Origin of the sequence: Pseudomonas sp. DTU_2021_1001937_2_SI_NGA_ILE_001 (genome assembly GCF_032463525.1) — a bacterium.
Taxonomy (GTDB): domain Bacteria; phylum Pseudomonadota; class Gammaproteobacteria; order Pseudomonadales; family Pseudomonadaceae; genus Aquipseudomonas.
This window is the reverse complement of the sequence record NZ_CP135972.1, coordinates 18,621-32,212: the sequence shown is the minus strand read 5'-3', so window position 1 is coordinate 32,212 and position 13,592 is coordinate 18,621. Positions and strand designations below refer to the sequence as shown.

Here is a 13,592-nt window from a genome sequence, read left to right as displayed (position 1 = left end):
CGAGCCAGACCTTTTCGCGAACAAGCTCTCTCCAACAATCGGTATTACTGCTGCAGCCACACCGCATCCCATAGCGGGTAATCACCCACACGGTTCACCAGCCCGGCGCGCAGGGGGTTGGTGATGATGTAGCGGGCCAAGTGCTGCAGGTCCTCCTCGCGGCGTATCGCCTTGTCATGGAAACCGTTCTGCCATAACCGGCCTTGCATGGCCCTGGCCTGGTTCACAGTGCGCGCGCTGCGCGACTTCACCCGCTGCACCAGCCGCGCCAGCGGCGCCCTACGCAGTACCAGCAGCCAATGCAGATGATCGGGCATCACCACCCAGGCCAGGCTGTCGGCCAGCCCCAGGCTCTCGGCCTGGCGCAGCTCGGCCACCAGTAAACGTCCCAGTTGCCAGTCACCGAATACCGGCTCACGGCCAGCCAGGATCGTGGTAACCATGTAGGCCTGCCCCTCTGCGGAGAATCGTCCCTTGCGTAATTTATGCGACGCTGCCCTGGCCATCTGTTCTGCTCTGCTTGACCTATGGGCAACGACCTTAACGCCATCCTCGACAGGTGTATCGGCGCCAGTGTTTACCGGGTGTGTGCTGTAGAGGAGCGAATGGCCGCCACATCGAGCCCAGCCTTTTCGCGAGCAAGCTCGCTCCCACAATGAAATGCATTCCAGGTTGAGTGCGTCTGGATGAATGAGCGCCTACTTGATCCGAGAGGGCACCCCACACTGGCCAAGCCTGCATAGAACCGTGGGAGCAAGCTCGCTCCCACAATGAAATGCATTCCAGGTTGAGTGCGCCTGGATGAATGAGCGCCTACTTGACCCGAGAGGGCACCCCACAGTGACCAAGACGTGCATAGCACCGTGGGAGCGAGCTTGCTCGCGATGGGCCTCAACATCGAACCAGCCCTTGTCGCGTTCAAGCTCGCCAACAGTAGCCTCACCCCCCGAACAGGATCGCTATACACCTGTCAGAGCTTTCTGCGTTGTAACAGCCTTGCTCGTTCAAGCTGATTACTTCCACGTCACCGTCCCCACGTGTTCGGTACTCCGCCCACGAGCCGGCCTGGCGCATCGACCACGGCCTTCACCAGCAGGCCTTTTACTTACTATGGATCACCCGACTTCACGCCCGCGCTATTACCCCTATATCGACGGCCTGCGTGCCATCGCCGTGATCGCGGTGATCCTCTACCACCTCAAGGCCAGTTACCTGCCTGGCGGTTTTGCCGGGGTCGATGTGTTCTTTGCCATCTCCGGCTTCGTGGTCGCCAGCTCGATGGCGGGCTTCCAGGGTCGCCACTTCTTCAGCTTCGTCACCACCTTCTATGCCCGGCGCATGAAGCGCATCCTTCCGGCGCTGTTGTGCTGCGTGCTGGCCACCGCGCTGGTGTCGGCGCTGTTCATCCCGGCCTCCTGGCTCAGCGACAGCAATGAAAGAACCGGCCTGTTCGCGCTGTTCGGCCTGAGCAACTTCATCCTGGCCGACACCGGCAACGCCTACTTCTCGCCGAAGACCGACTTCAATCCTTTCACCCACACCTGGTCGTTGGGCGTTGAAGAACAGTTCTACTTCGTCTTCCCGATCCTGTTCTTCCTTTGGGTCGCCTATGCCCGGCTGCGCTGGTTGTCGGCGCTGCTGTTCCTCGCAGGCCTGGGCGCCTCGCTGGTGTGGGCGGCGGCGTTCAGCCAGGGCAGGGAAGCGACGATGTTCTACATGCTGGCCCCGCGCTTCTGGGAACTGGCTGGCGGCGTGCTGTGCTACCAGGCCATGGCCCACACCCAACGCATCGACAGCGCCCGCCCGGCGACGGCGTTGTCCACCGCCGGCGTGCTGCTCGGCCTGTGCCTGATGGGCCTGGCGTTGTGGACCTCGCAACCGGGCCAATTCCCGTTCCCCGGCGCAGTGCCGGCGGTACTGGGCCTGCTCTGCGTGCTGGTGTTCGGCCACGGCCGCCAGGGCGACCCGCTGACCCGCCTGCTCAGCCACCGGCTGCCGGTGGCGATCGGCAAGGTCTCCTACTCGCTGTACCTGTGGCACTGGCCGGTGTTCGTGCTGTTTCGCTGGACCGTCGGCCTGGAATCGCTGGCCACGCAACTGGCCGCGCTGCTGCTGACTGTGGCATTGGCGGTGCTGTCCTACCGGCTGGTCGAAGTGCCGCTGCGCCGTCGCCCCCTGCTGCAGCGCCTGCCCGGCGTGCTGGTGATGGGCCTGGGCCTGCTGGCCCTGGGTGGCGCCTGGACGCTCTACAAGACCACCGTGCGCCTGCAGCCACACCTCACCCTCAACACCGTGTCGCGTCACCCCATGGACTGGTATCCCTACGCCCGAACCCGCAGCGGCGTCGCACCGGGCTGCGTGGCGCAGGTCACTACCGAACAGGTCGCCGGCCAGCCGCGGCTGACCTACACCCGCAGCGGCTGCGACCGCCCGGTGCAATGGCCCTTCACCCTCTATGTGGTAGGCGACTCCCATGCCATGGCCTATACCCCGATGCTCAGCCGGCTGGTGATGGACACCGGTGTGCAGGTGCGCCTGTACAACAACGGCGGCTGCCCGTTCATGAGCTTCATGGCCATTCGGGAAAGCGACGAATGCCGGCGCAACAGCCTGGCCGCGCTCGATGACATCCGTGCCCAGGCCAAGGCTGGCGACGTGCTGTTCATGCCATCGCTGCGCCTGGCGCGCTTCTCCGATCAGTTCGAGCACTTCCCGCGCGGCAAGACGATGGACGAGATGTTCGGCGAGAAAGCCGCAAGCGGTCGCCGCACCCTGGAAGCCGAAGCCCCGCAGTGGCTGCAGCCGCTGGCCGACAAAGGCGTGAAGCTGGTCTTCGAGGCGCCCAAGCCGATCTTCAAGATTCCGCCGTTCCGCTGCGCCAATGGTTTCGACCACAGCAACCCGATCTGCAGCTTCGGTCGTAGCGTGCCGCGTGGACAGATGGAAACCTACCGCCGCCCGGTGACCGACCTTCTTGGACGGCTGGCCAGCCAGATGCCTGCGGTGCGCGTCTGGGACCCGCTGCCCACCCTGTGCCCCGGCCAGAACTGCCAGGTCGAAGACCAGGGCCGGCCGCTGTTCTACGACGCCGACCATGTCAGCGGCTACGGCAACATGCGCCTGGCCCCGGACTTCCAGCGTTTCATCCAGGGCCTGCTGTAAGCGAGCCAAGGCCTGGCCATGAACCTGCAGGCGCGGCTTCAGCGGCGCTCGCGCCGTTTCACTGTTCCAGTGGCTGCCCCACCAGAGTAATGGCCACGCCGGGTGAACCCACCGAGTTGGCGTCGCCGCTCTGCGCATAGGCGCCGAGGGTGTCGGGCTTGGCGGCGGTGTAGTGCGGGTCGCTGGTCGAGGCCTGGTCCCAGACCGCCGAATAACCCGCCTGCGCGGCGCCGAAGGCCACGCCGGCATGGCTGGCGGCCTTGACGCTGCCACTGCTGATCGCCGCGGTCGCAATCACCGTGCCGTCGGCCTCGAAGCTGCTGGTGCCGTAGTTGAAGGCCGTGGCCACGTTGCCGTTCTGGTCGTAGATCACCACCGCATCACCCTTGCCCAGGCCCGGGCCGTCGACGCTGATGACATGGCTGGCGTCGGTCAGCCCCCAGGCATTGAGGAAGGCCGCATAGTCGGCGCTTTTCACCGAGGCGATCACCAGGGTCTTGCCGGCCTCCAGGGTCAGGTTGCCGCCCAGCGAGACCCCCGAGGCGAAGGTCTTGTTGTCCGAGTCGGTGAAGCGCCAGTTCGACAGGTCGATGCTGCTGCTGCCGTAGTTGTACAGCTCGATGAAATCCCCGCCGCTGGCGTTGGAGTTCACTTCGCTGATCAGCAGGTTGTAATGCGGCGTCTCACCGGTCTGGAAGCTGAGGCTCTGCGCGGCGATGGCATTGCCGTAATGGTCGGCCACCGCACCGGCCTGCAGCTCGACGCTGTACTGGGTGCCGGCCAGCAGCTTGGCGGAAGGCAACAACTGAACCTGGTTGTAATCCACCTTCAGGTGGCTGGCATCGAAACTCTGCAGCACCGTGCCGGTGCCATCCTTGAGCACCATGCTGCCGCTGCCCAGCTGCACGCCTTCATCGAAGGTCAGGGTGATGCTGGTGGTGTTCTTCGACACCTCGGTGGCGGCATTGGCCGGGGTGCTGGCCACCAGCTTGGGGGCCGTGGTGTCGGTCACCGGCTGGCCGAGGGTCACCAGGTTGCCCTTGAACTGCTGGTCGGCGGGGGCCAGGTCCTTGGACACCTGGCTTTGCCCTGGCCACAGCGTGTCGCCGTTGTCCTGTAGCAACAGCACCTGGGTGCCTGGCTTGATGCTGGCCGGCGAGGCGATCGACTCGAAGCTGCCGCCGGTGGCCTTGAGCAACGCATCCAGGTCGTTGTTCAGTTGCACCGGTTGGTGCGCGGCGTTGCCGTCCCAGGTGAACAGACGAAAATCGTTGGGCACCAGATCGCTGGCGCTGCCCGAAGGCCCGGCGATGATCAGGTAGCCACTGCCGTCGGCAGCCTTGTCGATGGAGCGGATACCGCGCCCGCCCAGGTTCAGCTCGATGGCGCTGAAGACCGGCGCCACGCTGCTGTCGGCCAGCACCTGGGTGTAATTGTTCACCGCCACGATCAGCGCCTTGTCACGCGCGCCGCTGTCCAACTGCGGGGCGCGAAAGCCCAGCCACAGCGCGCTGTCGTCTGGCGAGGTGGTCAGGCCCTCGATGGAAAAGCCGTTGGTGTTCTCCGGCGCGATACCGGCGCCGGCCGAGGTGGCGAAGCCGTAGTAGCCCGCAGCCTTGCCATCGGCGCCGGCGGCGTCCCAGGCACTCAGTGCAGCGACCAGGCCGGTGTATTTATCGGTGGTGACCGTCAACTGCGGCTGGCCATTCACCGTAGTGATCTTCAGCGCGGTGATCACCTCACGGCCCGGCGCTTCCTGGCCCTTCTTGTTGTTGCTGTGCGAGCCGGTGAGGTACAGGGTGTCGCCGACCAGGGTCATGGCCTCGAAGTCCATCTCGTCGCTCAGCCCCAGGGCCGTGCCGTAGTCGAACTCGCTCAGCGCGGCGCCGCCGGTTTTCTCGTAGACCCGCACCACGTTGGACTCGTCATCGCCGACGATCAGGTAATTGCCCCAGCTCACCACCCCCGAGGCATCGGACGAACCGAAGGCGCTGCCGACCTGGGGCTTGAAGGTGAACTCGGTAGGCTGCGGGGTCACCGGCGTGGTCGGCGTAGACGTGGCCGGATCGCCGTTGCTGATCAGGTTGCCGGCCAGGCTGTTGATCAGCTCGACGCTGCTCTGCGTGCCTTTGGCCTGTAGCGCGCTGCTGAGTTCGGCAGTGCTCGGCGAACGGCCCAGCACGCCCTGGTAAGTCAGCACCACCTGGGCCTTTTCGCTGGTGACGCGCTGGCCTTCTGCCGATGCGGTGAAGGACGCCAGCAGGCTGGCCGGGCTGCTGCCATTGGCGGCCTGTTCGACCCAATAGGCCAGGCCGCCGGCGTCCGGTGCGCGGCCCAGGGTGTTCTGGTACAGCGCGGTAATGAACTGCGTGCTCGACGTACCCGCCACGCTGGCGAACTCGCTGGACTGGGCGAAGGCCTGGGTCACGTCGCTCAACGACAGGCCGCCCTGCATCTGCGCCACCCAGTACTGCAGGCCGCCGGTGTCCGGTGTGCGGCCGAAGGCGGCCTGGTACAGCGCAATGATCGGCTGCACCACGGCCTGCGCTTCGGCCGAGGAGGTGAAGCTGCTGACCACCTCCGCCAGCTGGATCTGCCCGCTCTCGACCTGCGCCTGCCAATAAGCCAGACCACCGGCATCCGGCTCACGGCCCAGGATGTTCTTGTAAAAGGCGGTGATCGACTCGCGGAGGGTGGCCATGAAGGTAAGCACTCGGTATCAGAAGGGATACGCGACCCTACCAACGCAGTTTGACGAAATGGTGACCGAGGCGCTCTGGGCTGTTGGCGCGAGGGCTTTGTAGCCGCGAGCCAGCTCGCTCTAACGGATTGCGGGGGCTTTGTAGGAGCGAGCTTGCTCGCGAAGGGCCTCGACACCGAGCCAGGCCTTTTCGCGAGCCAGCTCGCTCCAACGGATTGCGGTTGTTTTGTAGGAGCGAGCTTGCTCGCGAAGGGCCGCGACACCGAGCCGGACCTTTTCGCGAGCCAGCTCGCTCCAACAGGTTCAGGCCTTCAGGCCTGCCTCGGGCTCGACCGCCAGCACCGGCCATTGGTCCAGGGCCTGGTTGAGGGCCAGTTGCGCCTGGGTAATCAGGTGCAGGCTGGCCATCGCCAGGTGACGCGGCGGGCCTTGCAGGCCTTCGGCGCTTTCATAGGCCGTGGCGGTGGCGCAGTTGAGCAGCTCCACGGCGTGGGCCACGCGGCATTCGAGCAGGACGAGGGAGGATGCGTGGGAAGGTGGATCGGGGACGATCTTTTTCATGACTCTGACTCCTATGTAGGGATGAGAGTCGTCGCCCATTGCTACCAAACGCCGGGCGGCGACCATGCGCAAGTTGGTAGGACCGGTCATAGGCACCCGGCGCGTCCGAAGACGCCCTGCGCACGGCCGCCATAAAAAGCAGGCCGCAAAAAGGCGCCTCGCAAAAGGTGGCGCCGTGCGCTTATGACCTCAGGCCTACCAAACCTGGTCGCTGAATTGGCAGCGACGGCAGGAGGGTAGAAGCCTGAATGCACGGGCACAAGCGGTCGGAATTCTCTCGGAAATGTCCTGCAAGAGAAAGAGAGGCGTCTTGCAATCATGGCCCCATAGGCGCGGATTGCAGGGTTTTTGTGGGAGCGAGCTTGCTCGCGAAAGGCCGCAACACCGCGCCAGACCTTTTCGCGAGCAAGCTCGCTCCCACAACGGCCTTAGAGGAAGTCGCGAATATCGCGTTCCAGCTTGCGGCCGACGAAGATCGACACGCCCAGCAGCGCCAGGGAGAAGGCCACCAGCAGGCCGATGGACAGCAGGTGCGGGGCCTGGCCGCCGATCAGTGCGGCGCGGTAGGCCAGCACCAGGTGGTAGAAGGGGTTCAGCGCCACCAGTTGCTGGATGGTGCCGGGCAGAATGTTCGCCACATACACGATAGGCGTCAGCCAGAACCACAACTGGGTGACCACGCCGACCACCTGGGTGATGTCGCGGATGAACACCGAGAGAATCGCGCAGGTGATGCCCAGGGCATAGGCCAGCAGCTGCTGGCAGAGGAAGATCGGGATCCACCACAGCAGGTGCCAGGAAAAGTCGAAGCCGATGGCGACCAGGAAGACCATGAAGAAGCCGGTGGCGATCAGGTAGTGCACAGTTTCGCTGAGCACCACGAACAGCGGCAGGCTCCACAGCGACAGGCGCACCTTGCCGATCAGGTGGGCCTTTTCATGGAACACGCCGGTAATCCGGGTGAGGGTGGCAGCGAAGCAGTTCCAGGCCAGCAGGCCGCTGACCAGGTACACGCTGTAGCCCCATTTGCCGAGGTCCTGGCCCAGCCCGCCGAGGCGCATGCCCATGATGTTGGAGAACACCAGGGTGAAGATGAGGATGTTGATCAGCGGCAGGATGAAGGTCCAGGCCGCGCCGAGTACCGAGGCCGAGTGGCGGTCGATCAGGTCCTGGCGGGTGAAGTTGAGCAGCAGGTTCCAGTTCATCGAAGGGTCCAAAAACAGCGAGCAGGCAAGCATACGCAGTACAGGGGCATAAAAAAACCCGCCTTTTGAGGGGCGGGTTTTTTGTCAGTCGAAATCAGACGATTTCGACCAGCAGGCATTGTTCAATTAAGCGTGAACAATGTAGCCAGCTTGGTTTTGCAGCTGGGCAGCAGTTACACCGGTCAGGGTGATAATTGCCACGGCGTCTTCAGCACCAGTTTTAACGGTGACTTCACCGGTAGTGGCGTTGGTGTCCAGGTTGGCGCTACCGAACGCTTTGGTTTCGATAACAACCTGTACGTCTGCGCCTTTCTGAACGAAGAAGTACTCCAGCTTGTTGCTGTCGCCAGTGGTCAGAGCGCCGTTGTTGAAGGTGTAGCCTTCACCGAAGTACAGAGCATCACCTTTAGCGAACGAAGCGATGGTCCAGTCGTCAGTAGCTTTAACGCCATCAGCGAAGTGGAACAGATCAGCACCAGCTGCACCAGTAGCGTTGGCAGCGAGGTCTTTCACATAGCTAGGAACGGTGATTGCAGCTTCAGCATCAGTCAGCGCCTTCACGCCGTCAGAGATGGCGGTAGCTTGCTTAACCAGAGCGTCGGCAGCCTGAGCATTTGCCAGAGTGGTGTCAGCGGTAGCTTTGTTGTCGAAAGCGGTCTGGAAAGCAGTACCACCAGTAGCAGCAGCGATGTCGGCTTTAGCGTCGGCTTCGGCTTGAACGGCGGCGTTCTTGGTGTAGTCAGTAGCGGCCAGAGACTTCAGGGTGTTGAAGTCAGTTGCACCGGCGCTGCCCAGGAAGGTGGTGAATGCGTCAGAAACAGCTTTGATCTGAGCAGCAGTTTTGGTGCCGTCGGTCAGAGCAGCATACAGAGAGGCAGCGTCGGTAACGGTGGTACCGCCAGCAGCTGCGTTTGCAGTAGCCAGGGCAGTGCCAGTGTTAGCGGCGGTGAAGTCTGCTTGGACTTTGCCTTCAGCCAGGGTCACTGCGGCAGTGTCTGCGCCTTTCAGGCCAGCGTTGGTTGTGACAGCCTTTTCGTAGGTGTTGACGAGGTCAACGTTACCCAGAGCTGCTTTGGTGAAGGTGTCACGAGCAGTGGCGTAAGCGGTAGCTTGGTTGGTAGCGTTTGCTTGCAGAGTAACAGTGGTCGAGCTGCTGACAGCGGTACGTACCAGACCAGCGTTGGTGATCGCTTGGTCAACGTCGTCGTAAGACTGAGCGGTACCAGCTGGAGGAGTTACCAGCGCATCCAGAGTGGCAGGAGCGGCCAGCTTGTCATTCAGCTCAACAACGGCCTTGTTCAGGTCGTTCAGAGTGGTCACCTGGGCAGCTTTGAAGTCGTCCAGGGATTTCTGAGCCAGAGCTTCTGCTTTCAGAGCGGCAACGCCAGCAGGAACAGCTACGCCTGGCAGGGAACCGTTTTCCAGTTTAGTCAGAGCAGCCGAAACGCTAGCAGGGGTGCCGTTAACACCGGAAAGAACGGCTTTAGCGTCATCCGAAGTGTATGCAGTACCAGCAGCGGAGGTGTAGACCTCAGAAACCAGAACCTTGTTGGTGATGACTTGAGCGTCAGCGGCAGCAGCGCCGTTGATGAAAGCGGTCAGCAGTTGATCAGCGTTAACAGATGCACCGCCGCCAGTGGTCCAGTAAGCCAGACCAGCGTCATCAGGAGCGCGACCGAACAGGTTGTTGTAGATCTTAACAACGGTATCTTGACGGCTCAGGCCAGCGTAAGCGTTGGCATACTCAGGCTGCTCGTTGACGAAGTTGGCACGAACCTGCTCCAGGGTGATGGTAGCTGGAGTGGCGTTCAACTCGCCCAGCCAGTAGTCCAGGCCAGCCTTGTCGGCGGCGCGGCCCAGGTAAGCGACATACAGCTGTTGAACTTGTGCAGAAGTAGTAGCCATTACGTTTTCATCTCCAATATGAGTCGATATCGACACTCAGGCTTCCCTGACTAGGGAAAAGAGCCCGTCGGCCCTTGCCTGTTGCCACGTCCCACAGGGCCGTGGCCCCCGTTATGGGAAGTCGGAAAATTCCGACACCCTCGTAGGTCATTTCTTGAGCTTTTTCTTAAAGCATTCAAGGAAATATCCTACGAGGTGCGCCGATCATACCCGTCAAATTAGCGGCGTAACAATAGCTGGCACCCAACTTTTTGATACTTGTCCATAAGAATTTTTTTCTAGACGCGTAGGAAATTTCTGCTACGCGTTTCGGAAAAAAGTTCAATTATTCGTGTTGCTGCAGCGCAATGAGAATGTTTCGCAAGCGAACTGAAACGCTTGTCCAGCCGTGGTTGCGCAGCCAGTCGCCCTGCAGCGCCTTGGGCCCGGCGGCCAGTTCACGGCGCAAACCCTCGGCCATGGCTTCGCTGCTGGTGCCCGGCAGGAAGGTCACGGCGTCGGCGACGTCTTCGAAAATCCCCAGCGGCGTGCAAAGAACCGGACGACCGGTACTCAATCCCCAGCGCACTGCGGCACTGGACGACTCCTGGGTGTGCTGATACGGGAAGACAATGGCATCAGCCATGCCCAACCACGACAACGACTGCTCGTCGCTGAGGTAATCGGTAATCAGCGTCACCCGGCCTTGCAGGTCCGGCTGCTGAATGCGTGCGCGGCAGGCGTCGGCCAGCTCGGCCGAGGCGGGCACCGGGTACTGGGCGTTAACCAGCAGCAGGTGCAGGTTGCGGTCCTTGGCGGCCAGCAGGGCGAAGGCCTCGATCAGTTCCGGCATGCCCTTGTGCGGCAGCAGGAAGCCATAGCTGGCGATGACGGTCTTGCCGTCCAGGCGTGCGGCCTTTTGCGCGGCGCCGGGGGCCGGTGCCGGGGTGTCGATCACGCCGTGGGGGAACATCAGCAGGTTGTCGGCCAGGCCGAAGTCCTTCAGGCGGTTCAGGTCGCCGACGCTGTGCACCAGCAGGCGCGCGCAGCCTTGCAAGGACTCGCGAATGTGGCTCAGCGACTTGAGGGTGTCGCCGTGGGTTACGTCGGCGGTGGAGTGGAACACCACCAGGGTCTGTATCTGCCGGGCGTGTGCCCAGTCCAGCAGGCTGGCGAAGGCCTTGAGGTTGAAGAACGAGAAGTTGAACTGCAGCAGCAGGGTGTCGACGCCCGAGGCGATGATCGCCTGCTTGAGTTCGTCGAGGCTGTCGCCATCGCCGGCGCGCCAGCAGCGCTGGATATTCGGCGTGTCGCCGGCGGTGAGGGTGGCATCGCTGTTGGCGAACACCGTGCATTCCTGGCCGAAGGCCGGCTCCAGGAGTTTCTGGCTGTAGGTGGCGATGCCGCAGGCGCTGTTCCAGGTGGTGACGCTGCCCAGCTTGGGTTGCTTCTTCAGCAGCGGTTGCTGGCGCGCGGCTTCGAAGGCGTCGAGGCTGGCGCGGGCCACGGCGGCCCAGGTGAAGCGCTGGTTGATCAGCGCTTCGGCGGCAGCGACCTTGGCGGCGCTGAAGGTGGCCAGTTGGCCTTGGGCCCAGGCCTGGTGGAATTCACTCAGCAGGCTGGCCAGGTGCTCGGCGCTGGGTTCGAACCACACCGAGGCGGCGGCCTTGAGGTGGGTGCGTGCGCGTTCGTAGCGGTAGTCGATCAGCCAGGCGGTGTCGGGGGTGCAGAAGTCGCGCTGGCCACCGTTGCCGGTGGTGATCACCGGCAGGTGGTGCAGCATGGCTTCGGCCAGCGGCAGGCCGAAGCCTTCGCCGCGCGATGGCGCAATGAGCACGTCGGCCAGTTCATACAGGGCGCGCATGGCGCCGTCGGGCAGGTCCTGGACGATGAGTTCCACCGCCGGCGCGCTGGCCAGTTTTGCGGCCCATTCGGCCACCTGTTGCTGGATGTCGTGGTGCGGGTTGGCGAAGGTCTTGATGATCAGCACCACCGGCTGTTCGGCGCTGAAGGCCTGGCCGTAGGCCTGCAGCAGCACGTCCACGCCCTTGCGCGGGAAGCACGACGACACGTGCAGCAGCTTGAGGCGTTCGGCAGTGGCCTTGGGCAGTGCCGGCAGGGCGGCGGCATCGACCGGGGCGCGCAGGATGTGGTCGGCGCCCAGGCCCACGGTGGCCAGCGGCGCGGTGACGCCGTTGTCGCGCAGGGTGCGGGTCACCCAGCCGGACATGCTGGTCACCAGGTGGGTCTGGTGGTTGAAGTCGTGGCAGTACTCCTGCGGCAGGCAGGATTCTTCCCAGCCGTAGCACGACATGACGTTGAGGTCGCCGGCCATGTCGGTGACCCGCGGCGGGTACATCAGGCGCAGCACGTTGCGCGCCGGTTGTTCGGCACGGGCATGCAGGCTGGCGCAGTCGGGGTTGTCGAGCAGGAACTGCTGATCCACCGGGATCGGCCCCGGGCCTTCGCTGGCGCGCAGGGCGGTCTGTGCGCCTTGCGCTTGCAGGGCGCGGCCCAGCTCGCGGTTGACCAGGGCCAGGCTGTAGGTGCTGTCGAACGGGCCTTCGATGCGGCAGTCGACGGCGGCCGGGGTGGGCAGGGTAGGGAAGCGGTGTTCCGGCAGGTGAATGTCGAAGCCGGCCATGTAGCTGCGCAGGCGATCGTACAGCGCCTGGTAGCCGAACTCCTGCAGGCGTGCAGCGGCGTGCTGGCGGATGTTGCGGCGCAGCGCCGGGTTTTCCATCAGTTGGGCGATGGTGGCGGCGACCACTTCCGGGGCGTCGCTTTCCAGCAACAGGCCGGCGCTGCCCAGGGTGTGCACCACGTTGCTGTCTGGCGCATCGAAGGCCAGCACCGGCAGGCCGTGGGCCATGGCTTCGATCAGCGGCATGCCGAAGCCTTCGTGGTGGCTGAGCGAGACGAACAGGTCGCTGCGGCTGTACAGGGCTTCGAGGGTCGGGTCGTCGACCTTGCCGGTGAGGGTGACGTAGTCGCCGATGCCCAGTTCGGCGATGCGCTGCTCGATGCGTTCCTTGTAGGCCGGCACGGTGAAGCCGCCGACCAGCAGCAGTTGCAGCGGCACCTGGACGCGGCGCAGCAGCAGGGCGAAGGCTTCGACCAGGCCCAGCTGGTTCTTGTGCGGCATCAGGCGGCCGACGAACAGCAGGGTGAACGGCCGCGGTGTGTCGCAGCGCTCGGCGGCGTGGGGCTGGATGCGCTCCAGGTCGACCAGCAGCGGAATTTCCACGGTGTTGTCCGGGCGGTAGCCGCGCTGCAGCAGTTCCTGCAGGTTCTGCCGCGAGTCGGCGATGCTGCCGGCCAGCCAGTGCCGCCAGGTGTTCACCTGCTCCCAGCCGTGGGCGAGCATCGGCTGGATCGGGTGGTCGCTGGGGAACATGCCGCCGGGGGTGATGTTGTGGAACACCATGAACTTGCGTTCGGGCAGTTCACGCAGCCAGGTCTCCACCGGGTTGCCGATACCGTGGTGCACCAGCAGGGCGTCGGCGCTGCCGGGTACGTAGTCGTCCATGCACAGTACATCGCCGGCCACCTCCGGCTTGGGGTCGATGCAGTAGATCTCGGACTTCACGCCGGCCTGACGCAGCAGCTTGCGGGTCAGCATCATGCCGTTGCTGATGCCATCGCCGCGGCTGACGCTGGTCGCGAATTGGTGGAGGGTGACCTGTGTTTCGTTGTGCATGAACGGACCTGGTGACAATGAAGAGAGAAAAAGAAGATGCGCGTAAACGGGCTATTTTGTAGGACTCGGCCCCGGGGTGAAAGCACTGGATCTGGTCTGGTCCCTGTGGGAACGAGCTTGCTCGCGAAAAAGGCCTGGCTCGGTGGTGCGGCTCTTCGCGAGCAAGCTCGCTCCCACAAACACCTCGCTCCGGCTCGGCACCGGCACCGGTCTGGTCCCTGTGGGAACGAGCTTGCTCGCGAAAAAGGCCTGGTTCGGTGGTGCGGCTCTTCGCGAGCAAGCTCGCTCCCACAAACACCTCGCTCCGGCTCGGCACCGGCACCGGCTCCGGCCTGGTCCCTGTGGGAGTGAGCTTGCTCACGAAAAGGCCTGGCTCGGT

The 13,592-nt window shown here is 63.7% G+C and carries 7 protein-coding genes; 1 reads left to right on the top strand and 6 read right to left on the bottom strand.

Features of this window, described 5'->3' with window-relative positions; genetic code table 11:
- Positions 1–44: 44 nt before the first annotated feature.
- On the bottom strand, positions 45–506 hold the full coding sequence (locus RRX38_RS24605; protein ID WP_315962795.1) for an REP-associated tyrosine transposase: 462 nt from the start codon (positions 504–506) through the stop codon (positions 45–47).
- A gap of 604 nt (positions 507–1,110) precedes the next feature.
- Between RRX38_RS24605 and RRX38_RS24600 the strand changes: the two genes are divergently transcribed.
- A complete protein-coding gene (locus RRX38_RS24600; RefSeq protein WP_315962794.1) occupies positions 1,111–3,162 on the top strand; it encodes an acyltransferase family protein in 2,052 nt (683 codons plus the stop codon).
- A 58-nt stretch (positions 3,163–3,220) separates the two neighbouring features.
- On the opposite strand, the gene RRX38_RS24595 is transcribed toward RRX38_RS24600, so the two are convergent.
- The 5 genes from RRX38_RS24595 to RRX38_RS24575 form a co-directional block, all read right to left on the bottom strand.
- Positions 3,221–5,863: a DUF3616 domain-containing protein gene (locus RRX38_RS24595; RefSeq protein ID WP_315962793.1), complete on the bottom strand. Its 2,643-nt coding sequence runs from the start codon at positions 5,861–5,863 to the stop codon at positions 3,221–3,223.
- Positions 5,864–6,166: 303 nt separating this feature from the next.
- Positions 6,167–6,424, bottom strand: coding sequence for a DUF6124 family protein (locus RRX38_RS24590; RefSeq protein WP_315962792.1), 258 nt, complete (start codon positions 6,422–6,424; stop codon positions 6,167–6,169).
- 428 nt (positions 6,425–6,852) lie between these two features.
- Positions 6,853–7,629 (bottom strand): ABC transporter permease, encoded by a 777-nt coding sequence (locus tag RRX38_RS24585; protein ID WP_200929571.1) that lies wholly within the window; start codon positions 7,627–7,629, stop codon positions 6,853–6,855.
- 126 nt (positions 7,630–7,755) lie between these two features.
- The gene (locus RRX38_RS24580) at positions 7,756–9,534 is read right to left on the bottom strand and encodes a DUF4214 domain-containing protein (protein WP_315962791.1); all 1,779 of its coding nucleotides are present in this window, start codon (positions 9,532–9,534) and stop codon (positions 7,756–7,758) included.
- Between the two features lie 325 nt (positions 9,535–9,859).
- Positions 9,860–13,213, bottom strand: a complete 3,354-nt coding sequence (locus RRX38_RS24575) for a glycosyltransferase (protein ID WP_315962790.1) — start codon at positions 13,211–13,213, stop codon at positions 9,860–9,862.
- Positions 13,214–13,592: the final 379 nt, after the last annotated feature.